Source organism: Pseudomonas sp. FJ2-5-13, from assembly GCF_029201605.1.
Lineage (GTDB): Bacteria > Pseudomonadota > Gammaproteobacteria > Pseudomonadales > Pseudomonadaceae > Aquipseudomonas > Aquipseudomonas lactis.
Window position 1 is genome coordinate 5,139,620 of the sequence record NZ_CP104045.1, and the last position, 20,477, is coordinate 5,160,096.

The window sequence follows — 20,477 nt, forward strand, 5'->3', positions numbered from 1 at the left end:
TCAAACCTTAGTGATCAGCTGCCGGGCCGCCGATAGGCGTTTCAGGGCGCTCATTCTGCACCACAGGCGGAGTGCCCGAAGTACCCGAACCACCTTCCCAGTCGCGCGGCTCACGCGGCGCACGGCCCGCCATGATGTCGTCGATCTGGTCGGCATCGATGGTTTCGTACTTCATCAATGCATCAGCCATGGCGTCCAGCTTGTCACGGTTGTCAGTCAGGATCTGCTTGGCCGTGCCGTAGCACTGGTCAATGATGCTGCGAACCTCGGAGTCGATCAGCTTGGCTGTCTCACCCGAGAAGCTGGCGCTTTGCCCACCGCCACCACGACCCAAGAACACTTCGCCTTCTTCTTCGGCGTACATCAATGGGCCGAGTTTTTCCGACAAGCCCCACTTGGTCACCATGTTTCGCGCAATCTGGCTGGCACGCATAATGTCATTGGAGGCGCCAGTGGTCACACCATCAAAGCCAAGGGTCATTTCCTCAGCAATACGGCCACCATAGAGCGAGCAGATCTGGCTGATCAGCGCACGCTTGGAGAGGCTGTAACGATCCTCTTCCGGCAGGAACATGGTCACACCGAGTGCCCGACCACGGGGAATGATCGACACTTTATAGACCGGGTCATGCTCAGGCACAACACGACCTACAATGGCGTGACCGGCCTCGTGATAAGCGGTGTTCTGCTTCTCTTTCTCGGACATGACCATGGATTTGCGCTCGGCGCCCATCATGATCTTGTCTTTCGCCAATTCGAACTCTTTCATCTCAACGATGCGCTTGCCAGTACGGGCAGCGAACAGCGACGCCTCGTTGACCAGGTTTGCCAGGTCAGCACCGGAGAAGCCGGGAGTACCACGGGCGATCACAGCCGGAGCCACGTCGTCACCCATCGGCACCTTGCGCATGTGTACTTTCAGGATCTGCTCACGACCACGAATGTCCGGCAGGCCGACCACAACCTGGCGGTCAAAACGGCCCGGACGCAGCAACGCAGGGTCCAGCACGTCGGGACGGTTGGTTGCGGCGATGACGATAATGCCGTCATTCATCTCGAAACCATCCATCTCTACCAGCAACTGGTTGAGGGTCTGCTCACGCTCATCGTGACCGCCACCCATGCCAGCGCCACGATGGCGACCAACGGCATCGATTTCGTCGATGAAGATGATGCATGGCGCGTGCTTCTTGGCCTGCTCGAACATATCGCGAACACGGCTGGCGCCGACGCCGACAAACATTTCGACGAAGTCAGAACCGGAAATGGTAAAGAAAGGCACCTTGGCTTCGCCGGCAATCGCCTTGGCCAGCAAGGTTTTACCGGTACCCGGTGGGCCCACCATCAGCACACCGCGAGGGATACGGCCACCCAGACGCTGGAATTTGCCCGGATCACGCAGGAACTCGACCAACTCGCCGACTTCTTCCTTGGCTTCGTCGCAACCTGCAACGTCAGCCAAAGTGGTTTTTACCTGGTCTTCGGAGAGCAGGCGCGCCTTGCTCTTGCCAAAGCTCATCGGCCCACCCTTGCCTCCCGCACCGCCTTGCATCTGGCGCATGAAGAACATGAACACGGCGATAATCACCAGGATCGGGAAGCTGGCCACCAGGAGTTGAGTCCAGATGCTTTGCTGTTCAGGCTGCTTGCCTTCCACAACGACCTTGTTATCCACCAGGTCACCGATGAGACCGTTGTCCTGAATGGCAGGACGAATGGTCTTGAAGCTGTCGCCATCGTTGCGCTTACCGGTAATCACGTAGCCATCAACCGCTACGCGCTCGACCTTGCCATCCTTAACTTGCTGGATGAAGTCGGAATAGTTGAGGGTCTGCGGCTCGTTAGGGCTGGAGAAGTTGTTCATCACCGTCACCAGGACAGCCGCAATGATCAACCACAGGATCAGATTCTTTGCCATATCGTTCAATTAACTACCCTCTGAAGCAAGCTCCGCTACTGGCGCGCGCTTCGCATGATATTCACCGGCCTAACTTACTACATTACCTACAACTCTGGCAGGCGCCGTCTGTAACCCTTTGTGAAACTTTGACTACGCAATATTCGTAAAGCTTCGTGACGAAAGCGATATAAAAAAACCTATCGCCCTCCTCGAATTTCTCAAAAACGCTCTTCGCTCGCAGCGCCTTCGACGCCGCGGTAGCCACGGCACAGCAGATACTGCTCCCTGGACCTGTCACGGGAAGAGTCCGGTTTGCGGGTCTGCACCTTGTCGAACAACTTGCGAATGTTCTTGTGGTACTCGTCGAAACCTTCGCCCTGGAACACCTTCACCAGGAAATCGCCACCCGGACGTAACACCCGACCTGCCAAATCCAGCGCCAGCTCACACAGGAACATGGCACGCGGCATATCAACAGCCGGTAATCCACTCATATTGGGGGCCATGTCGGAAATCACAAGGTCTACCTGCGAATTTCCCACAGCCTCCAGGATCTCGGCCAATACCTTGTCCTCGGTAAAATCGCCGTGAACAAAGGTCACGTCCGGGATGCTGTCCATCTCGAGGATGTCCGAAGCGATCAATCGACCTTGCCCACCAATCAGACGACTGGTCACCTGGGACCAGCCACCGGGGGCCGCGCCGAGATCGATAACGCTCATGCCTGGACGGATCAGTTTGTCCTTGTCCTGGATCTCCAGCAGCTTGTAGCTGGCACGGGAACGATAGCCGTCCTTTTGCGCCTTTTTGACGTAAGGATCATTGAAATGTTCTTGTAGCCACTTAAGGCTGGTTTTGGAACGGGCCACGGGCCACCTCGAAAAAATAAAACGGGTCGTGATTAACTGGGCGGTCCCGGACTCGCTCGGGTAAACTGGCCGCCGCTTTTTACAAGATCAGACGCAGGGGTCAGATTATGCCGCTCACTCAAGAGCAGAAGAAACAGTACAAATCCATTGGCCACCATCTGAAACCAGTTCTGATTGTGGCAGACAACGGTTTGACTGAGGGTGTGCTAGCCGAATTCGAGCGCGCACTGAACGATCACGAACTGATCAAGATCAAGGTCAACATCCTTGATCGCGAAGCGCGCCTGGCCGCCGTTGCAGAATTGTGCAAGGTCGGCAAAGCGGACCTGGTTCAGGTCATCGGCAAGATGGCGCTGCTGTATCGCAAGAACTTCAGCGTCAACAAGCAACTGTCGAACGTTCATCGCTTCAAATGATGAAAAGGGTCAAGGGCGTGCTTCGCGCGCCCCGCCACTCCATCCCGGCGCAGGTTGCATAACCAGCACCAGGCCACCCGGCGCAGGTTGCATAACCAGCACCAGGCCAGAGAACCCTAGCACAAGATAGCTGAATAACTGCCAGCGCAACGCTTGCGGCAGCCACACATGCACCACGCAAAACATTGCGCATGCATACAGCGCCATCAGCAGCAGTTGCCCGCGAATATCCCGCCACAAACTCTTCAGGCCTTCAGCCTTGACCAGCACCAACACCTGAAGCAGCACGCACGCCGCCGCAAAACTCACCAGCAGCGCACTCAGCAATCCGTCGATCTCATCGATCAGCAGCGGCGCCAGGCCAATCAGGCCCAACGCCGGCAATACACCAATATGCAACAGCCATAGGCCGCCCACCCAAAGCATCTGAGAGAGCTGCCAAAGCATGGCGCCCGCACGCAGCGGGCGCCGTCTTTCAGATGTGACGAACTTCGACAATCTCGTACTCGATCACGCCACCCGGCGTCTTGACGGCCACCACATCACCCTCTTCCTTGGCAATCAAGGCGCGGGCCAGCGGCGAACCAACAGAGATCTTGCCGAGTTTGAAGTCAGCTTCATCTTCACCCACGATGTGATAGACAACGCGCTCATCAGTCTCGACGTTGGCGATCTCAACAGTGGTGCCGAAAATCACTTTACCGGTATGAGGGATGGAGGTGACATCAATGATGACCTGATTCTGAATCCGGCCCTCGATGTCACGAATCCGCGCCTCGACCATACCCTGCTGCTCACGAGCAGCATGGTATTCAGCGTTTTCCTTCAAGTCACCCAGCTCGCGGGCCGTACCGATGTCCTGGCTCAGCTTTGGACGTACGACCTTGGTCAGATGGGCGTGTTCCTCTTCCAGGGCCTTGGCGCCCTGGACGGTCATTGGGTATTTGATCATGCCTTCAATCCTGCGTGTAGATCCTGCAAGCGACGCACGGTCTTTTCCGGACCGAACTTGAGCGCCTCACAGATAGCTTCGCCAGCAGCAATGGTAGTGGTGCAGTAAATCTTGTGCTGCAAGGCATTACGACGAATGGAATAGGAGTCCGCGATCGACTGACGACCTTCGGTGGTGTTGATGATCAGGGTGACTTCGTCATTCTTGATCATGTCGACCACGTGCGGACGGCCTTCCGTCACCTTGTTCACGCGGCGTACTTTCAGGCCGGCAGCTTCGATCAGCTTGGCGGTCCCGGCGGTAGCCACGACTTCAAAGCCCAAGTTGATCAGATCGCGGGCGACCCCTGCAACCAGTGGCTTGTCGTCATCACGCACGCTGATAAACGCGGTACCACCGGTTGGCAGCACTTCGCTGGCGCCCATCTGGGCCTTGGCGAATGCTTCACCGAAGGTATCGCCCACGCCCATCACTTCACCGGTGGACTTCATCTCTGGGCCCAGGATCGGGTCCACGCCAGGGAACTTGGCGAATGGGAACACCGCCTCTTTCACACTGTAGAAGTTCGGAATGATTTCCTTGGTAAAGCCGATTTCCTTCAGGGTCTTACCGGCCATCACACGCGCAGCGATCATGGCCAGGGACACACCGATGCACTTGGAAACAAACGGCACGGTACGCGAAGCACGCGGGTTGACTTCAATGACGTAGATGTCTTCGCCTTGCAGCGCCAACTGTACGTTCATCAGGCCGACAACGCCCAATTCCAAGGCCATCTTCTTGACCTGTTCGCGCATCTCGTCCTGGATGTGCGCCGGCAGCGAGTACGGCGGCAGCGAGCAGGCCGAGTCACCGGAGTGAACGCCGGCTTGTTCGATGTGCTGCATGATGGCGCCGATGACTACATCCGTGCCGTCGCAGACCGCATCCACGTCCATTTCGATGGCGCAGTTGAGGAAGTGGTCCAGCAGCACCGGGCTGTCGTTGGAGACTTTCACCGCATCACGCAGGTAGCGCTTGAGTTCTTCTTCTTCGTAGACGATTTCCATCGCCCGGCCGCCCAGCACGTAGGACGGACGCACCACCAGCGGATAGCCGATCTTGCTGGCCGCGCGGATGGCTTCGTCTTCGCTGCGCACGGTGGCGTTCGGCGGCTGACGCAGGTTCAGGCGCTCAACCATTTGCTGGAAACGCTCACGGTCTTCGGCACGGTCAATCGCATCCGGGCTGGTACCGATGATCGGCACGCCGGCGGCTTCGAGGGCGCGCGCCAATTTCAGCGGGGTCTGGCCGCCGTACTGGACGATCACGCCTTTAGGCTTCTCGACGCGGCAGATTTCCAATACGTCTTCCAGCGTTACCGGCTCGAAGTACAAGCGGTCGGAGGTGTCGTAGTCAGTGGAAACCGTTTCCGGGTTGCAGTTGACCATGATGGTCTCGTACCCGTCTTCGCGCAGGGCGAGGGCGGCGTGTACGCAGCAGTAGTCGAACTCGATGCCCTGGCCGATACGGTTCGGACCGCCACCCAGGATGATGATCTTGTCGCGGCCCGTCGGCGCGGCTTCGCACTCTTCCTCATAGGTGGAGTACATGTAGGCCGTGTCGGTGGCGAATTCTGCGGCGCAGGTGTCAACGCGCTTGTAGACCGGGAAGATATCCAGCTTGTGGCGATGAGTACGCAGGTTCTTCTCAGTCACACCCAGCAGCTTGGCCAGACGCTGGTCGGAGAAGCCTTTGCGCTTGAGGCGGAACATCAGGTCGCGGTCGATAGACGACAGGCCCAGCGTCTTGACCTTCTCTTCTTCCTTGATCAGATCTTCGATCTGCACCAGGAACCACGGGTCGATCATGTTCATGCCGAAGATATCTTCGACGCTCAGGCCGGCACGGAAGGCGTCCGCCACGTACCAGATACGCTCGGCGCCCGGCACGGTCAGCTCGCGCTTGAGGATGCTCATGCTTTCCGGGTTGCTCAGGTCGAGCTTCTCGTCCAGGCCGCAAACACCCACTTCCAGACCGCGCAGGGCTTTCTGCAAGGACTCCTGGAAGGTGCGGCCGATCGCCATGACTTCACCAACAGACTTCATCTGGGTGGTCAGGCGTGCATCCGCCTTGGCGAATTTCTCGAAGGCAAAGCGCGGCAGCTTGGTCACGACGTAGTCGATAGACGGCTCGAAAGACGCCGGCATCGCGCCGCCGGTGATTTCGTTTTGCAGCTCGTCCAGGGTGTAGCCGATAGCCAGCTTGGCAGCGATACGCGCAATCGGGAACCCAGTCGCTTTCGAGGCCAGTGCCGAAGAACGCGATACACGTGGGTTCATCTCGATCACGACCATGCGGCCGGTGTCCGGGCAGATGCCGAACTGAACGTTGGAACCGCCGGTTTCAACGCCGATCTCGCGCAATACCGCCAGGGAGGCGTTACGCAGAATCTGGTATTCCTTGTCGGTCAGGGTCTGTGCTGGCGCCACGGTGATCGAGTCACCGGTGTGCACGCCCATCGGGTCGAAGTTTTCGATGGAGCAGACGATGATGCAGTTGTCCTTCTTATCGCGGACAACCTCCATCTCATATTCTTTCCAGCCGATCAGGGATTCGTCGATCAGCAGCTCTTTGGTCGGCGACAGGTCCAGGCCGCGAGCGCAGATTTCTTCAAACTCTTCACGGTTGTATGCGATACCGCCGCCGGTGCCGCCCATGGTGAAGGACGGACGGATAATGCACGGGAAGCCCAGGGTCTCGAGGACCGCGTTGGCTTCTTCCATGCTATGGGCGATACCGGAACGCGGGCACGCCAGGCCGATCGACTTCATGGCCTTGTCGAAACGCGAACGGTCTTCAGCCTTGTCGATGGTGTCGGCATTGGCACCGATCATCTCTACGCCGAACTTTTCCAGGACGCCTTCGCGCTCCAGGTCCAGGGCGCAGTTCAGAGCGGTCTGGCCGCCCATGGTTGGCAGCAGCGCGTCCGGGCGCTCTTTCTCGATGATCTTGGCAACGGTCTGCCACTTGATCGGCTCGATGTAGGTGGCGTCGGCCATGGCCGGGTCGGTCATGATGGTGGCCGGGTTGGAGTTCACCAGGATGACGCGGTAGCCCTCCTCGCGCAGGGCTTTACAGGCCTGGGCGCCGGAGTAGTCGAATTCGCAGGCCTGGCCGATCACGATCGGGCCAGCGCCGAGAATCAGGATGCTTTTTATGTCTGTACGTTTTGGCATGGGTTTGTCACTCAAATCCGCAGGTCAGTCGGCAAGCCGTCTTGAACAATCTTTGAAGAGCCTGCGGGGGCCACCGCGATACGGGGCCGCCCGCAGGCCACTCAGTCAGCGTCGCTTGGCCATCTCATTGATGAAACGGTCGAACAGCGGCGCTACGTCGTTCGGGCCCGGGCTGGCTTCAGGGTGGCCCTGGAAGCTGAACGCGCTCTTGTCGGTGCGCTCAATGCCTTGCAGGGAACCGTCGAACAGCGACTTGTGAATGGCGCGCACGTTGCTCGGCAGGGAGGCTTCATCCACCGCAAAACCGTGGTTCTGGCTGGTGATCATCACAACACCGGTGTCCAGGTCTTGTACCGGGTGGTTGGCACCGTGGTGGCCGTGGCCCATTTTCAGGGTCTTGGCGCCGGAGGCCAAAGCCAGCAGTTGGTGGCCAAGGCAGATACCGAACACCGGAATCTCGGTCTCCAGCACGTCCTTGATGGCCTGGATAGCGTAGTCGCATGGCTCAGGGTCACCCGGGCCGTTGGACAGGAATACACCGTCCGGCTGCATCGCGAGCACATCGCTGGCAGGGGTTTGCGCAGGCACCACGGTCACGCGGCAACCGCGCTCGACGAGCATGCGCAGGATGTTGTACTTGACGCCGTAGTCATAGGCGACCACGTGGTAAGGCAGATCGGCAGCCTCGATAGTCGCGTGGCTGTCGGTCTTCAGATCCCACACAGTGGAACGCCACTCGTACTTCTCTTTGACGCTGACGACTTTCGCCAGGTCCATGCCCTTCAGGCCAGGGAAGCCTTGCGCTGCGGCAATCGCCGCCTCTTCGGAAATATTGTCACCGACCATGATGCAGCCGTTCTGCGAGCCTTTTTCACGCAGGATGCGCGTGAGGCGGCGCGTATCGATACCGGCGATCGCCACAACGTTGTTGGCTTTCAGGTAATCGGACAGCGACATCGTGTTACGCCAGTTGCTCGCAACCAGTGGCAGGTCACGAATCACCAGGCCCGCCGACCAGACACGATCAGACTCGACATCTTCCGGCGTGGTGCCGGTGTTGCCGATGTGCGGATAGGTCAGGGTAACGATCTGTTGGGCGTAGGAAGGATCGGTAAGGATTTCCTGATAGCCGGTCATGGCGGTGTTGAACACCACCTCTCCAACGGTTTGACCGTCGGCTCCAATGGCTTCGCCGCGAAAAATGCTGCCATCAGCAAGGGCGAGTATGGCTGGCTTAGTCAAGAAGACCTCCCGTAAATAAAGCCTGAAAGGGCGATCGCAGGTTGTAAAAAAGCGGAGTGACGTATGGACACGTCACCCCGCTTCTTCACTGAATTATTCTGCGCGCTTTTAGTGGACACACTAAAGCTGTAGCTTACAGAAAAAGGCTTTTTTGGTCCACCGCTAATGAGCCTTAAAGGCAGGGGAATGCGACAGGACGTCGCTTAGCGGGTAAAAACGGGGCCACAGGATAATCCTGAGCCCCCGTTTTAGCTACTGCTTAGTGCAGATCCAGCACGTCACGCATGTCGTACAGGCCTGGCTCACGCCCTTCCAACCAGAGCGCAGCACGCACCGCGCCCTTGGCGAAGGTCATGCGACTGGAGGCCTTGTGGGTGATTTCCAGACGCTCACCTTCGGTGGCAAACAGCACTGTGTGATCACCGACCACATCACCACCGCGCACAGTGGCAAAACCAATGGTGTCACGCGCACGAGCACCGGTATGGCCCTCACGCCCGTACACCGCCACTTTCGACAGATCGCGACCCAGCGCATCCGCAATGGCTTCACCCATGCGCAATGCCGTGCCCGAAGGCGCGTCGATCTTGTGGCGATGGTGGGTCTCGATGATCTCGATATCTGCTTCATCACCCAGCACGCGCGCCGCCAGGTCCAGCAATTTCAGCGACAGGTTTACGCCCACGCTGAAGTTGGCCGCGAAGACGATCGGAATATCCTTGCCCGCCTCCACCAGCAACTGCTTCTGCTCGGCACTCAAACCGGTCGTGCCGATCACCATGGCCTTGCCTGCCTTGCGGCAGAAGGCCAGATTTTTCAGCATCACTTCCGGCAGGGTGAAGTCGATCAGCACGTCGAATTCGTCAGCCACCTGCTCAAGGTTGCCAGACAGCGAAACACCGATGCGACCCAATGAGGCCAACTCACCTGCGTCCGCGCCGATCAACGTACTGCCTGGGCGAACAATCGCCGCCGTCAGCCCGGAGGCCGGCGAGCGTTGCTGCACCGCCTCGACCAGCGTCTTGCCCATGCGCCCGGCAGCGCCCATTACGGCTATACGTCGCATATTCAGATCCTTACAGGTCGCCGAAGAAGCGTTTTACACCGTCGAAGAAGCCTGTGGTCTTCGGTGAGTGCGAGTCATCGCCTTCCAGCGAGCTGCGGAACTCTTCCAGCAGTTCACGCTGACGACGATTCAGGTTCACGGGGGTTTCAACCGCCACACGGCACATCAGGTCGCCAGCACCGCCACCGCGCACAGGCGCAACGCCTTTGCCACGAATGCGGAACTGCTTGCCGGTTTGAGTCCCCTCGGGAATCTTGAGCTTGACCCTACCATCCAGCGTCGGAATCTCCAGCTCGCCACCCAGTGCTGCATCAACAAAACTGATCGGCACTTCGCAGAACAAATGCTTGCCGTCACGCTGGAAGATCGAGTGCTCACGCACATTGATCACCACGTACAGGTCACCCGTAGGGCCGCCCTGGGCACCCGCCTCGCCTTCGCCCGACAGGCGAATACGATCACCGGTATCCACACCCGCCGGCACTTTCACCGACAGCGTCTTGTACTCTTCGACGCGGCCTTCGCCGTGGCAGGAGTCGCACGGATCAGAAATGATCTTGCCCTGGCCATGGCAACGCGGGCAGGTTTGCTGCACCGAGAAAAAGCCCTGCTGCATGCGCACCTGCCCGATACCGCCACAGGTCGGGCACGTGATCGGCGAGGAGCCTTTCTTCGCACCGGAGCCATCGCACGGCTTGCAGTTAACCAGCGTCGGCACACGGATATTGACACTGGTGCCGCGCACGGCCTCTTCCAGGTTCAGCTCCAGGGTGTAACGCAGGTCGCTGCCGCGCTGAGGGCCGCCACGCTGACCGCCACGGCCACCGCCGAAGAAGTCGCTGAATACGTCGCCGAAAATATCGGAGAAGTTCTGGCCACCAAAACCGGCACCGCCGCCGCCCATGCTTGGGTCGACACCGGCATGGCCATACTGGTCGTAGGCTGCACGCTTATTGGGATCACACAGGCATTCGTAGGCCTCGTTGGCCTCTTTGAACATCTCTTCGGATTCTTTGTTATCCGGATTACGGTCCGGGTGGTGCTTCATCGCCAGGCGACGGTAGGCCTTTTTCAGCTCCGCCTCGCTGGCGCCACGCTCCACACCCAATACTTCGTAATAGTCACGCTTTGCCATAAGTCTTTGCACTCTTAAGGACGTTCGACCTGGCCCTCCTGAACCCTGCCAAACTCGTTGAGCCCCAATACAGGCCCGGACCCAACTCACGTCAATTCAACGATCCTGGTCATTACTGCTTTCAGCCAGGGACCCGGCCAAAAACGCGGTGACTGTCATTCGGAAAGCAGGAGCATTCCCGTTCACACCGCCAGCATCCGAGCGTTGTCGCATGCTGTAAAAATTCGCATACCCCAGACACGCCAACGCGGGAGCAAGCTCCCGCGCGGCGACATCCTACCAGTCACCGCTTGTGAGCGGTCAACCGGGCGACCAAGTTACTTCTTCTGGTCGTCTTTAACTTCTTCGAACTCGGCATCGACAACATCGTCGTGCTTGGCTTCAGGCTCTGCTTGTTGCGCAGCGCCGTCAGCCGGCTGGCCTTGTTCGGCGTACATTTTCTGAGCAACTGAAGCGGAGACTTTCGACAGCTCCTCAACCTTGGCTTCGATGGCAGCCTTGTCGTCGCCTTTGATGGCGGCTTCCAGGGCAACCACTGCCGCTTCGATTGCGGTTTTCTCTTCGTCGGTCACTTTGTCGCCAGCATCAGCGATCATTTTACGCGTCGAGTGAACCAGCGCGTCACCCTGGTTACGGGCGCCTGCCAACTCTTCGAACTTCTTGTCCGCTTCAGCATTGGTTTCAGCATCACGGATCATCTGTTGAATTTCTTCATCAGACAGGCCGGAGTTGGCCTTGATGGTGATCTTCTGCTCTTTGCCGGTGGCCTTGTCTTTCGCGCCGACGTGCAGGATGCCGTTGGCGTCGATGTCGAAGGTCACTTCGATTTGTGGCACGCCACGTGGTGCTGGTGGAATCTCAGCCAGGTCGAACTTGCCCAGGGACTTGTTCTGCGCAGCTTGCTTACGCTCGCCCTGCAGCACGTGGATAGTCACGGCGCCCTGGTTGTCATCGGCAGTCGAGAACACCTGGGATTTCTTGGTAGGAATCGTGGTGTTTTTCTCGATCAGCGCAGTCATCACGCCACCCATGGTTTCGATACCCAGGGTCAGCGGGCTTACGTCCAGCAGCAACACGTCTTTCACGTCACCGGCCAGTACGGCACCCTGGATGGCAGCACCCATGGCAACGGCTTCGTCCGGGTTCACGTCTTTACGAGCTTCTTTGCCGAAGAACTCGGTGACCAGCTTCTGAACCAGTGGCATACGGGTCTGACCGCCTACCAGGATCACGTCGTTGATAGAGCCAACGTCGATACCGGAGTCTTTCAGCGCGATGCGGCAAGGTTCGATGGTGCGCTGAACCAGGTCTTCAACCAGCGCTTCGAGCTTGGAACGCGAGATTTTCACGTTCAAGTGCTTAGGACCGGTAGCGTCTGCAGTGATGTACGGCAGGTTCACGTCGGTCGACTGAGCGGAAGACAGCTCGATCTTGGCTTTTTCAGCGGCTTCTTTCAGGCGCTGCATGGCCAGCGGGTCACCTTTGAGGTTCATGCCGCTTTCTTTCTTGAATTCGTCAACGAGGTAGTCGATCAGACGAATGTCAAAGTCTTCACCACCCAGGAAGGTGTCACCGTTGGTGGCCAACACTTCAAACTGGTGCTCGCCGTCAACTTCTGCGATCTCGATCACGGAAACGTCGAACGTACCGCCACCCAGGTCGTAAACGATCACGGTGTGATCGCCCTTGGCCTTGTCCATACCGTAAGCCAGAGCAGCTGCGGTTGGTTCGTTGATGATACGTTTTACATCCAGGCCCGCGATGCGGCCGGCGTCTTTGGTGGCCTGACGTTGGCTGTCGTTGAAGTAGGCCGGAACGGTGATCACCGCTTCAGTCACTGCTTCACCGAGGTAGTCTTCGGCGGTCTTCTTCATCTTTTTCAAGATTTCAGCCGAGATTTGTGGCGGCGACATTTTCTGGCCGTTCACTTCAACCCAGGCGTCACCGTTGTCGGCCTTGGCGATTTTGTAAGGCACCATCTTGATGTCTTTCTGTACGACTTCTTCGTCGAACTTACGACCAATCAGACGCTTTACCGCGTACAGGGTGTTGTGCGGGTTGGTCACTGCCTGACGCTTGGCCGATTGGCCGACGAGGATTTCACCGTCGTTGGCGTAAGCGATGATCGACGGAGTGGTACGTGCGCCTTCGGCGTTCTCAATAACTTTTGCAACGCCGTTTTCCAGCACGGAGACGCAGGAGTTGGTGGTCCCCAGGTCGATACCGATAATTTTGCCCATGATTTACTCTCCCGAAACTTGAATTTGGTTGCCGCAGCAGTTGTGGCTAACTGCGGTAGCACTTAAACGCTTGACTTATAAATGGGGGCCTTGCGGCGGATTTCAAGCCTGCTCATCAATAGAAGGTGCTACGGGTGCAGGAGCCTTGCTCACCACCACCATTGCCGGGCGCATCAGGCGACCGTTGAGCTGGTAACCCTTCTGGAACACCTTGATCACGCTATTGGGTTCCAGGTCATGGCTTTCCTGCATGGCCATGGCTTGGTGATGCTCAGCATTGAACGGCTCGCCGGCCTGCGGATCGATCGCTTCCAACTGATAGCGCTTCAGGGTGTCCTGGAACATTTTCAGGGTCAGCTCGATGCCTTCGCGCATTGGGCGGATGTTTTCGTCGTCCGGGTTGGACAACTCAAGACCACGCTCCAGACTGTCGATGATCGGCAGCAGGTCACCGGCGAATTTTTCCAGCGCGAACTTGTGAGCCTTCTCTACATCCTGCTCGGCACGGCGGCGGACGTTCTGCAGATCGGCGGCAACACGCAACGATTGATCCTGCGCAGCGGCCAATTGCTCTTCGAGCACTTGCACACGAGTCGCCAGTTCATCACCGGCAGCCGAATTGGCGTCTGGAGTTTGCGTATCCTGCGTCTGTTCGTCAGCCATAGATTTCTCCTTTCAAAATCATGCGCGAACTCAACTCGCGCTTCTGCTCCGGTATATGGGGCCACAATTTTCAGGTTCAAGGGCGCAGGCGTTACCAAAAGTCTTTCGATTGACCTGGATCATTTCCTTCACGCTCATTCCACATCGCGCTAAAAAAAATCGCGATTCAAGCAAATCGAGCTAAGCGCCAGGATTGTCAGCCCCGAACAAAACACTGTATAAATAACCAGACCTAAAGCCTGGGAGCGGCCGTCATGCTCGTGCACCTGTCTGTACATAACTACGCCATCGTTGAACACCTGGATCTTGAACTGGATCGCGGGATGAGCGTAATCACAGGCGAAACCGGCGCCGGCAAGTCGATCATGCTCGACGCCCTCGGCCTGACGCTTGGCGATCGCGCCGACAGTGGCGTGGTACGCCCTGGCTCCGACAAGGCCGATATCCTGGCCACCTTCGACCTGGCGGACATCCCCGAAGCCGAAGCATGGTTGGCCGAGCGCGACCTTAATAATGAAGGCCCCTGCATTCTGCGCCGGGTGATCACCGCCGAGGGGCGCTCCCGCGGTTATATCAACGGCACACCTTGCCCACTGGGCGACTTGAAAGCCTTGGGCGAATTGCTGATCGATATCCACAGTCAGCACGAACATCAATCCCTGTTGAAAACCGATACCCACCGCCGCCTGCTCGATGAGTACGCCGGCGCCACCGATCTTTCCCGGCAAGTTCAACTGGCCGCCCAACGCTGGCGCCAGACACGCCAGGAGCTGGAACGCCTCTCCAACTCCGGCGACGAACAACGCGCCCGCCACCAGTTGCTCAGCTATCAATTGGAAGAGCTCGAAAGCCTGGGCCTGGGTGAAACCGAGCTGGAACAGCTTGAGCAGGAACACAAGAACCTGACCAACGCCGAAACCCTGCTGGGCATCTGCCGCCAGGTGGTCGAACAATGTAGCGAGAGCGACTCCGGCAATGTGCTCAACGCACTGACCGCCAGCCTCAATCGCCTGTCCAGCGTGAACAATGCTTCTGGCTCACTGAGCGAAGCGACCACCCTGCTGACCAGCGCGCAAATCCAGGTTGAAGAGGCCGTGGGCGAACTCAATCGTTTCCTGGACCACTTCGACGCCGACCCAGCACGCCTGCAGGAAATAGAAGAACGCCTGGACACTATTTATACCCTGGCTCGCAAGCATCGAATCCAGCCGACGGAAGTCGCAACCATGCAGCAGAAACTGCTGGATGAAATCGAAACACTCAACGCGAACGACGAATCCATTGAGCGATTGGGCGAGGAGCTCGCTTCGTTTGCCCGTCATTATCAGGAAAAAGCCCGGGAACTGAGCGCTCTGCGCCAGCAGGCAGCTACTAGCCTGGCAAGCGCCGTTGAGCTGGAAATCCAACGCCTGGGTATGCCAGGCGGGCGCTTCACCATCGAGTTGCATCCCAACGCCAGTCAAGAATTGCAGCCCCATGGGCTGGAGCACGTCGAACTGCTGGTGAGTGCCAACCCCGGCCAACCGCTCAAGGCCCTGGCCAAAGTGGCCTCCGGCGGCGAACTCTCGCGGATCAGCCTAGCGATCCAGGTGATTACCGCACAGACCTCACGGGTACCCACCCTGGTATTCGATGAAGTGGATGTGGGCATTGGCGGGCCGACCGCAGAAATTGTTGGCCAATTGCTGCGCCGCCTGGGGGATCGCGGCCAGGTGCTTACGGTGACCCACTTGCCGCAAGTGGCAGCTCAAGGGCATCAGCACCTGTTTGTGCATAAGGTGCGCGGTAGCGACGCGACACACACAGCCGTCTCCAAGCTGAACAAATCGGAACGGGTGGAAGAAGTGGCGCGGATGCTTGGTGGTATCGACTTGACTAAAGAGTCCTTGGCTCACGCGAAAAAAATGGTGGTGGCCGCGAAGGCCTGAAGCGATATTTTCCACTCTATAGAAAGCACGAAGGCGACCCGAGGGTCGCCTTCAATCGTTTCGCAAAGCAAAACTGCGTCGATTTTTACTTTTTCTTACGGATGTACAACACGAGATTGTGGTCGACCAAATCGAACCCATGCTCCTCAGCAATCTTGTGCTGCAGCGCTTCGATTTCAGGGCTGGTGAACTCGATAACCTCATTGGTATCCAGGTCAACCATATGGTCATGGTGACCACCGTCAGCCAATTCAAACACCGCATGACCGCCGTCGAAATTATGACGAACCACCAGCCCTGCGGCTTCAAACTGGGTCAGTACACGGTAGACCGTGGCCAGGCCGACGTCCTCGTTAGACTCCATCAGCGCCTTGTAAACGTCTTCGGCACTCATGTGGCGCTGCTCAGCAGAATCGAGCATTTGTAGAATCTTGACTCGTGGCAGAGTCACTTTGAGACCGGCTTTGCGTAGTTCGCTATTTTCAACCATGGTTAGCTTTCTCGCGGATGCTGCTTCGCAGCTTCTCTTAATACGGGTATGATCGGCGTTTACGTTGTCCCAGCCAAGATAGTGGAAGTCGCCCACCGATGCAAAACACCAAGCTCTTGCTAACCAGTTTCACCTTTGTGGGACTGCTCGCACTCGCCGGTTGTTCATTCCCCGGGGTTTACAAAATCGACATCCAGCAGGGCAATGTCGTCACGCAGGACATGATAGACCAGTTACGCCCGGGAATGACCCGACGGCAAGTACGGTTTATCATGGGTAATCCCCTGCTGACCGACACTTTCCATGCCGATCGCTGGGATTATCTCTACAGCCTGCAGCCGGGTGGCGGTGAACGCCAACAGGAGCGTGTCAGTGTCATCTTCAATGGCAATGACCAGCTCGTGAGCCTGTCAGGTGACTTCATGCCCGGCGTAAGCCGCGATGAAGCTTTGCTGGGCAAGGACAGCGGCACCAACGTGACCGCCCCTGCGCAGCAAGCTGAAAAACCAAAATCCGAGGTACCGGCCAAGCCAGGTTCCCTGCTGGACAGCATCCAGAAAGACATCGACAACGTGGAAACCGTGCCCGTGCCGACGCCTGAGCCTCTGGACACCAGCCCGCAATAACTTTGCGCTCGATAAAAAGCCCGGCATGCCGGGCTTTTTGTTGCCTGCCATTTGCATAGCGATATTGCCCACAGCATCAGCGCCTGGCTCAAATCCCCCGTGGGAGCGGGCTTGCTCGCGAAGGCGGTGTGTCAGTCAATAATTCTTCAACTGAACCACCGCTTTCGCAGGCAAGCCAGCTCCCACATTAGCCATATATTGCCCACAAAATCAGCGCCTGGCTCAGCCCCCTGTGGGAGCGGGCTTGCTCGCGAAAGCGCTGTGTCAGTCAATGACTCTTCAACTGAACCACCGCTATCGCAGGCAAGCCAGCTCCCACACTGGTTTTGTATTGCCCACAGCATCAGCGCCTGGCTCAGATCCCTGTGGGAGCGGGCTTGCCCGCGAAGGCGGTGTGTCAGTCAATAATTCTTCAACTGAACCACCGCTTTCGCAGGCAAGCCAGCTCCCACATTAGCCATGTATTGCCCACAAAATCAGCGCCTGGCTCAGCCCCCTGTGGGAGCGGGCTTGCCCGCGAAGGCGGTGTGTCAGTCAATAATTCTTCAACTGAACCACCGCTTTCGCAGGCAAGCCAGCTCCCACATTGGCCATGTATTGCCCACAAAATCAGCGCCTGGCTCAGATCCCTGTGGGAGCGGGCTTGCCCGCGAAGGCGGTGTGTCAGTCAATAATTCTTCAACTGAACCACCGCTTTCGCAGGCAAGCCAGCTCCCACATTAGCCATGTATTGCCCACAAAATCAGCGCCTGGCTCAGTCCCTGTGGGAGCGGGCTTGCTCGCGAAAGCGCTGTGTCAGTCAATGACTCTTCAACTGAACCACCGCTTTCGCAGGCAAGCCACCCACATTGGCCATGTATTGCCCACAAAATCAGCGCCTGGCTCAGATCCCTGTGGGAGCGGGCTTGCCCGCGAAGGCGGTGTGTCAGTCAATAATTCTTCAACTGAACCACCGCTTTCGCAGGCAAGCCAGCTCCCACATTAGCCATGTATTGCCCACAAAATCAGCGCCTGGCTCAGATCCCTGTGGGAGCGGGCTTGCCCGCGAAGGCGGTGTGTCAGTCAATAATTCTTCAACTGAACCACCGCTTTCGCAGGCAAGCCAGCTCCCACACTGGTTTTGTATTGCCCACAGCATCAGCGCCTGGCTCAGATCCCTGTGGGAGCGGGCTTGCTCGCGAAGGCGGTGTGTCAGTCAATAATTCTTCAACTGAACCACCGCTTTCGCAGGCAAGCCACACACATTAGCCATTTATTGCCCACAAAATCAGCGCCTGCCTCAGATCCCCTGTGGGAGCGGGCTTGCCCGCGAAGGCGGTGTGTCAGTCAATAATTCTTCAGCTGAACCACCGCTATCGCGGGGTTCCAAGGAGATATGTGTCGGTTGACAGGCCGTCAAGGGTTCAGCTTCGTATCGCAGGTCTGCAGATAGCTACGCTGCCATTTGGCAAGCTCAAGAATTCGCTTGCCTGGCCAATGCCGCCTTGGCCGCGCGCAGCCTGCGCACCTCTTTAGGGTCGGCCAGCAAAGGCCGATAGATCTCAATACGGTCACCGGCTTGTACGCAGCGCACCTGTGCATCCACGACGACCTTGCCAAATATACCCACCGGGCAATCAGCCAGATCAACATCAGGAAAATGCGCTGCCATTCCCGACGCCTGCACCGCCTCGCGCAAACTAGTGCCTTCAGCCACCTTTACCGCCAGCAACACCTGGCGGTCCTCAGCGGCAAACACCACCTCAATCTCAACCATGCAGTTGCTTGGCGCGCTGACAGAACGCATCCACCAGGGTATTGGCTGCCTGATTGAACAAAGGCCCCAAGGTTGCACGAACAATCGGCCCGGCATAATCAAACGAAAGATCCAGGCTGATCTTGCAGGCCTTGTCCGTCAGCGCCTTGAACACCCACACACCGTGCAGTTGGGTGAACGGCCCTTCCTGCAGGTTCATTTCAATGGATTGACCCGGCACCAGCACATTGCGCGTCACAAAGTGCTGGCTGAGGCCGCCCTTGGCCACCCCCACACTGGCAACCATGTGCTCGTCACTGCTCTCCAGAACCTCGGCCGTCGAGCACCAAGGCAGAAACTCTGGGTAACGCGCCACGTCGTTGACCAGGTCATAGAGCGCCTGCGCCGGGTAGGGCAACAGGGCCGAACGTTGAATATGCGTCGTCATGTGAGCGTTACTTCCACTGCTTAAGGCAAACATCGCGAAAGAACAGCCCAATCCGCGAGAGAAAAAAACCAAAGAACTGCCCGCATTGTCCGGGATTCGTCCAACTCGCTCAAGCACACAGGTTGACCGTAGCCGACACGCTCGCAACTCCCTATAATGCCGCCCCTATGGCTAAACAAAAGAAACACCCCACAGGGACCATCGCGCAAAATAAAAAAGCGCGACACGATTACTTCATCGAACATCGGTTCGAGGCTGGTCTGGTCCTGGCCGGCTGGGAAGTAAAAAGTCTGCGTGCCAGCAAACTGCAGCTGGTCGACAGTTATGTGCTGCTCAAGGATGGCGAGGCGTGGCTGCTTGGCAGTCATATCACCCCGCTGACCACCGCGAGCACCCACGTGATTGCCGACCCGGTGCGTACGCGCAAGTTGTTGCTCAATGCCCGCGAACTCGAAAAGCTCGCCGCAGCCGTGCAGCAAAAAGGCTACGCGTGCATCTGCTTGTCCTGGTACTGGAGCAAGCACCTGGTCAAATGCGAGATCGCATTGGGCAAGGGCAAGAAGGAATACGACAAGCGCGACACCGAACGCGAGCGCGATTCCAATCGCGAGCTGCATCGCGCCGTGCGCAACAAAGGCAAGGAAGAGTAATCCTTGTGACGGTGTAGCCCACGCGGGCTACATCCCTTTGCGCCGCTCCGCCCGAGCCACGCGCTGAACCTCCTGACGCACCTCCTCCAACACCTCCTGCACATACAGCAGATGCCGTGTCGAGACGTCGCGCGCCTGCTCGGCCCGCCCCTCGATGATGGCCAGGTACAAGTCCCGGTGCTGATTGATCAACATGTCGCGGGTCTCGGTACGCTGCTGGTACATGCCACCAATATTCGTCACTACGTTACGCTTGAGCAGGTCGAACAGCCCACGAATGGTGTGCAGCAATACGGCGTTATGACTGGCTTCGGCAATCGCCAAGTGAAACCTTGCATCCGCAGCGCCCTCCTCCACTCGGCTCACTTCGTCGGCGCGCGCATAACAATCCTGCAACGCCTCAAATGCGGCGGTCAGCCGTTCACGGTCGACTTCCGTGGCGCGTAACGCCGCGTAATAAGCACACGAAGCCTCAAGCGTCTGACGAAACTCCAGCAGATCGCGCTGTGCTTCGGGATTGCTTTCCAACAAGTGCAACAGCGGATCGCTGAAGGTCGAACCCAGGGAGTCCACCACATAGTTGCCACCGCCCTGGCGACTGACCAGCAAGCCCTTGGCCGCCAACTTCTGAATCGCCTCACGCAACGATGGGCGCGACACACCAAAGCGCTCAGCCAACGCGCGCTCGGCCGGCAAACGCTCGCCCGACTTCAGCGTGCCCTCGAGAATCATGCCCTCAAGCTGCTCGACAATATCGTCAGACAAACGGCGCTGACGCACCTGATCAAACCCCATAACTCAACTCTCCACCATCCCGACCACTCGCCGGGGCCCCTATTCTGGCCTATCGACGTGCCGACAGCACCTATCAGAACGCCTTCAATTTCGCTGATCAGAAC

At 57.9% G+C, this 20,477-nt stretch carries 18 protein-coding genes; 4 read left to right on the forward strand and 14 right to left on the reverse strand.

The genetic code is table 11. The annotated features are described in order from the left end of the window. Positions 1-7: 7 nt before the first annotated feature. Both ftsH and rlmE read right to left on the reverse strand, forming a co-directional pair. Positions 8-1,918 carry an ATP-dependent zinc metalloprotease FtsH gene (gene ftsH, locus N2A98_RS22700; RefSeq protein ID WP_032895273.1) on the reverse strand — a complete coding sequence of 637 codons (1,911 nt, stop codon included), beginning with the start codon at positions 1,916-1,918 and terminating at the stop codon, positions 8-10. Positions 1,919-2,118: 200 nt separating this feature from the next. After that, positions 2,119-2,769, reverse strand: coding sequence for a 23S rRNA (uridine(2552)-2'-O)-methyltransferase RlmE (rlmE, locus tag N2A98_RS22705; RefSeq protein WP_003194199.1), 651 nt, complete (start codon positions 2,767-2,769; stop codon positions 2,119-2,121). A 107-nt stretch (positions 2,770-2,876) separates the two neighbouring features. Here rlmE and N2A98_RS22710 point away from each other — a divergent pair, with 107 nt between their 5' ends. Continuing rightward, positions 2,877-3,185: a YhbY family RNA-binding protein gene (locus N2A98_RS22710; RefSeq protein WP_003176146.1), complete on the forward strand. Its 309-nt coding sequence runs from the start codon at positions 2,877-2,879 to the stop codon at positions 3,183-3,185. A gap of 9 nt (positions 3,186-3,194) precedes the next feature. Here the strand turns inward: N2A98_RS22710 and N2A98_RS22715 are convergent, their stop codons facing one another. From N2A98_RS22715 to grpE, 8 genes are all read right to left on the reverse strand, one after another. Continuing rightward, complete coding sequence (locus N2A98_RS22715) at positions 3,195-3,632, reverse strand: MFS transporter (protein WP_275622669.1); 438 nt, start codon at positions 3,630-3,632, stop codon at positions 3,195-3,197. 28 nt (positions 3,633-3,660) lie between these two features. Beyond that, entirely contained in the window at positions 3,661-4,137 is a 477-nt protein-coding gene (gene greA / locus N2A98_RS22720) for a transcription elongation factor GreA (protein ID WP_003194203.1), read from the reverse strand. Next, positions 4,134-7,355, reverse strand: coding sequence for a carbamoyl-phosphate synthase large subunit (carB, locus tag N2A98_RS22725; RefSeq protein WP_003194205.1), 3,222 nt, complete (start codon positions 7,353-7,355; stop codon positions 4,134-4,136). Before carB ends, greA begins: the two co-directional genes overlap by 4 nt. A 105-nt stretch (positions 7,356-7,460) precedes the next feature. Beyond that, the gene (carA, locus tag N2A98_RS22730) at positions 7,461-8,597 is read right to left on the reverse strand and encodes a glutamine-hydrolyzing carbamoyl-phosphate synthase small subunit (RefSeq protein ID WP_003194208.1); all 1,137 of its coding nucleotides are present in this window, start codon (positions 8,595-8,597) and stop codon (positions 7,461-7,463) included. Between the two features lie 259 nt (positions 8,598-8,856). Further along, on the reverse strand, positions 8,857-9,663 hold the full coding sequence (gene dapB / locus N2A98_RS22735; RefSeq protein WP_003194209.1) for a 4-hydroxy-tetrahydrodipicolinate reductase: 807 nt from the start codon (positions 9,661-9,663) through the stop codon (positions 8,857-8,859). A 10-nt stretch (positions 9,664-9,673) separates the two neighbouring features. Next, the gene (gene dnaJ / locus N2A98_RS22740) at positions 9,674-10,798 is read right to left on the reverse strand and encodes a molecular chaperone DnaJ (protein ID WP_014719958.1); all 1,125 of its coding nucleotides are present in this window, start codon (positions 10,796-10,798) and stop codon (positions 9,674-9,676) included. A 317-nt stretch (positions 10,799-11,115) separates the two neighbouring features. Further along, positions 11,116-13,038, reverse strand: coding sequence for a molecular chaperone DnaK (gene dnaK, locus N2A98_RS22745; RefSeq protein ID WP_275622670.1), 1,923 nt, complete (start codon positions 13,036-13,038; stop codon positions 11,116-11,118). A 102-nt stretch (positions 13,039-13,140) separates the two neighbouring features. After that, a complete protein-coding gene (grpE, locus tag N2A98_RS22750; protein ID WP_003194215.1) occupies positions 13,141-13,701 on the reverse strand; it encodes a nucleotide exchange factor GrpE in 561 nt (186 codons plus the stop codon). Between the two features lie 254 nt (positions 13,702-13,955). Between grpE and recN the strand changes: the two genes are divergently transcribed. Next, on the forward strand, positions 13,956-15,629 hold the full coding sequence (recN, locus tag N2A98_RS22755) for a DNA repair protein RecN (protein WP_003194217.1): 1,674 nt from the start codon (positions 13,956-13,958) through the stop codon (positions 15,627-15,629). Positions 15,630-15,714: 85 nt separating this feature from the next. Here the strand turns inward: recN and fur are convergent, their stop codons facing one another. After that, complete coding sequence (gene fur, locus N2A98_RS22760; protein WP_003194220.1) at positions 15,715-16,119, reverse strand: ferric iron uptake transcriptional regulator; 405 nt, start codon at positions 16,117-16,119, stop codon at positions 15,715-15,717. A gap of 98 nt (positions 16,120-16,217) precedes the next feature. On the opposite strand from fur, the gene N2A98_RS22765 reads away from it, so the two are divergent. Further along, entirely contained in the window at positions 16,218-16,745 is a 528-nt protein-coding gene (locus N2A98_RS22765; RefSeq protein ID WP_032895265.1) for an outer membrane protein assembly factor BamE, read from the forward strand. 1,453 nt (positions 16,746-18,198) lie between these two features. Here the strand turns inward: N2A98_RS22765 and N2A98_RS22770 are convergent. Both N2A98_RS22770 and N2A98_RS22775 read right to left on the reverse strand, forming a co-directional pair. After that, positions 18,199-18,501, reverse strand: coding sequence for an RnfH family protein (locus N2A98_RS22770; RefSeq protein ID WP_034133693.1), 303 nt, complete (start codon positions 18,499-18,501; stop codon positions 18,199-18,201). Then, positions 18,494-18,928, reverse strand: a complete 435-nt coding sequence (locus tag N2A98_RS22775) for a type II toxin-antitoxin system RatA family toxin (RefSeq protein WP_003194226.1) — start codon at positions 18,926-18,928, stop codon at positions 18,494-18,496. The genes N2A98_RS22770 and N2A98_RS22775 overlap by 8 nt, the downstream gene beginning before the upstream one ends. 167 nt (positions 18,929-19,095) lie before the next feature. On the opposite strand from N2A98_RS22775, the gene smpB reads away from it, so the two are divergent. After that, positions 19,096-19,578 carry an SsrA-binding protein SmpB gene (gene smpB / locus N2A98_RS22780; RefSeq protein ID WP_003176160.1) on the forward strand — a complete coding sequence of 161 codons (483 nt, stop codon included), beginning with the start codon at positions 19,096-19,098 and terminating at the stop codon, positions 19,576-19,578. Positions 19,579-19,605: 27 nt separating this feature from the next. On the opposite strand, the gene N2A98_RS22785 is transcribed toward smpB, so the two are convergent. After that, a complete protein-coding gene (locus N2A98_RS22785) occupies positions 19,606-20,373 on the reverse strand; it encodes an FCD domain-containing protein (protein WP_034133694.1) in 768 nt (255 codons plus the stop codon). Positions 20,374-20,477: the final 104 nt, after the last annotated feature.

Coding starts and splice junctions, on each gene's coding strand:
- ftsH (WP_032895273.1), bottom strand. CDS start 1,918: ATGGCAAAGAATCTGATCCTGTGGTTGATCATTGCGGCTGTCCTGGTG.
- N2A98_RS22710 (WP_003176146.1), top strand. CDS start 2,877: ATGCCGCTCACTCAAGAGCAGAAGAAACAGTACAAATCCATTGGCCAC.
- N2A98_RS22715 (WP_275622669.1), bottom strand. CDS start 3,632: ATGCTTTGGCAGCTCTCTCAGATGCTTTGGGTGGGCGGCCTATGGCTG.
- greA (WP_003194203.1), bottom strand. CDS start 4,137: ATGATCAAATACCCAATGACCGTCCAGGGCGCCAAGGCCCTGGAAGAG.
- carB (WP_003194205.1), bottom strand. CDS start 7,355: ATGCCAAAACGTACAGACATAAAAAGCATCCTGATTCTCGGCGCTGGC.
- dapB (WP_003194209.1), bottom strand. CDS start 9,663: ATGCGACGTATAGCCGTAATGGGCGCTGCCGGGCGCATGGGCAAGACG.
- dnaJ (WP_014719958.1), bottom strand. CDS start 10,798: ATGGCAAAGCGTGACTATTACGAAGTATTGGGTGTGGAGCGTGGCGCC.
- dnaK (WP_275622670.1), bottom strand. CDS start 13,038: ATGGGCAAAATTATCGGTATCGACCTGGGGACCACCAACTCCTGCGTC.
- grpE (WP_003194215.1), bottom strand. CDS start 13,701: ATGGCTGACGAACAGACGCAGGATACGCAAACTCCAGACGCCAATTCG.
- recN (WP_003194217.1), top strand. CDS start 13,956: ATGCTCGTGCACCTGTCTGTACATAACTACGCCATCGTTGAACACCTG.
- fur (WP_003194220.1), bottom strand. CDS start 16,119: ATGGTTGAAAATAGCGAACTACGCAAAGCCGGTCTCAAAGTGACTCTG.
- N2A98_RS22765 (WP_032895265.1), top strand. CDS start 16,218: ATGCAAAACACCAAGCTCTTGCTAACCAGTTTCACCTTTGTGGGACTG.
- N2A98_RS22770 (WP_034133693.1), bottom strand. CDS start 18,501: ATGGTTGAGATTGAGGTGGTGTTTGCCGCTGAGGACCGCCAGGTGTTG.
- N2A98_RS22775 (WP_003194226.1), bottom strand. CDS start 18,928: ATGACGACGCATATTCAACGTTCGGCCCTGTTGCCCTACCCGGCGCAG.
- smpB (WP_003176160.1), top strand. CDS start 19,096: ATGGCTAAACAAAAGAAACACCCCACAGGGACCATCGCGCAAAATAAA.
- N2A98_RS22785 (WP_034133694.1), bottom strand. CDS start 20,373: ATGGGGTTTGATCAGGTGCGTCAGCGCCGTTTGTCTGACGATATTGTC.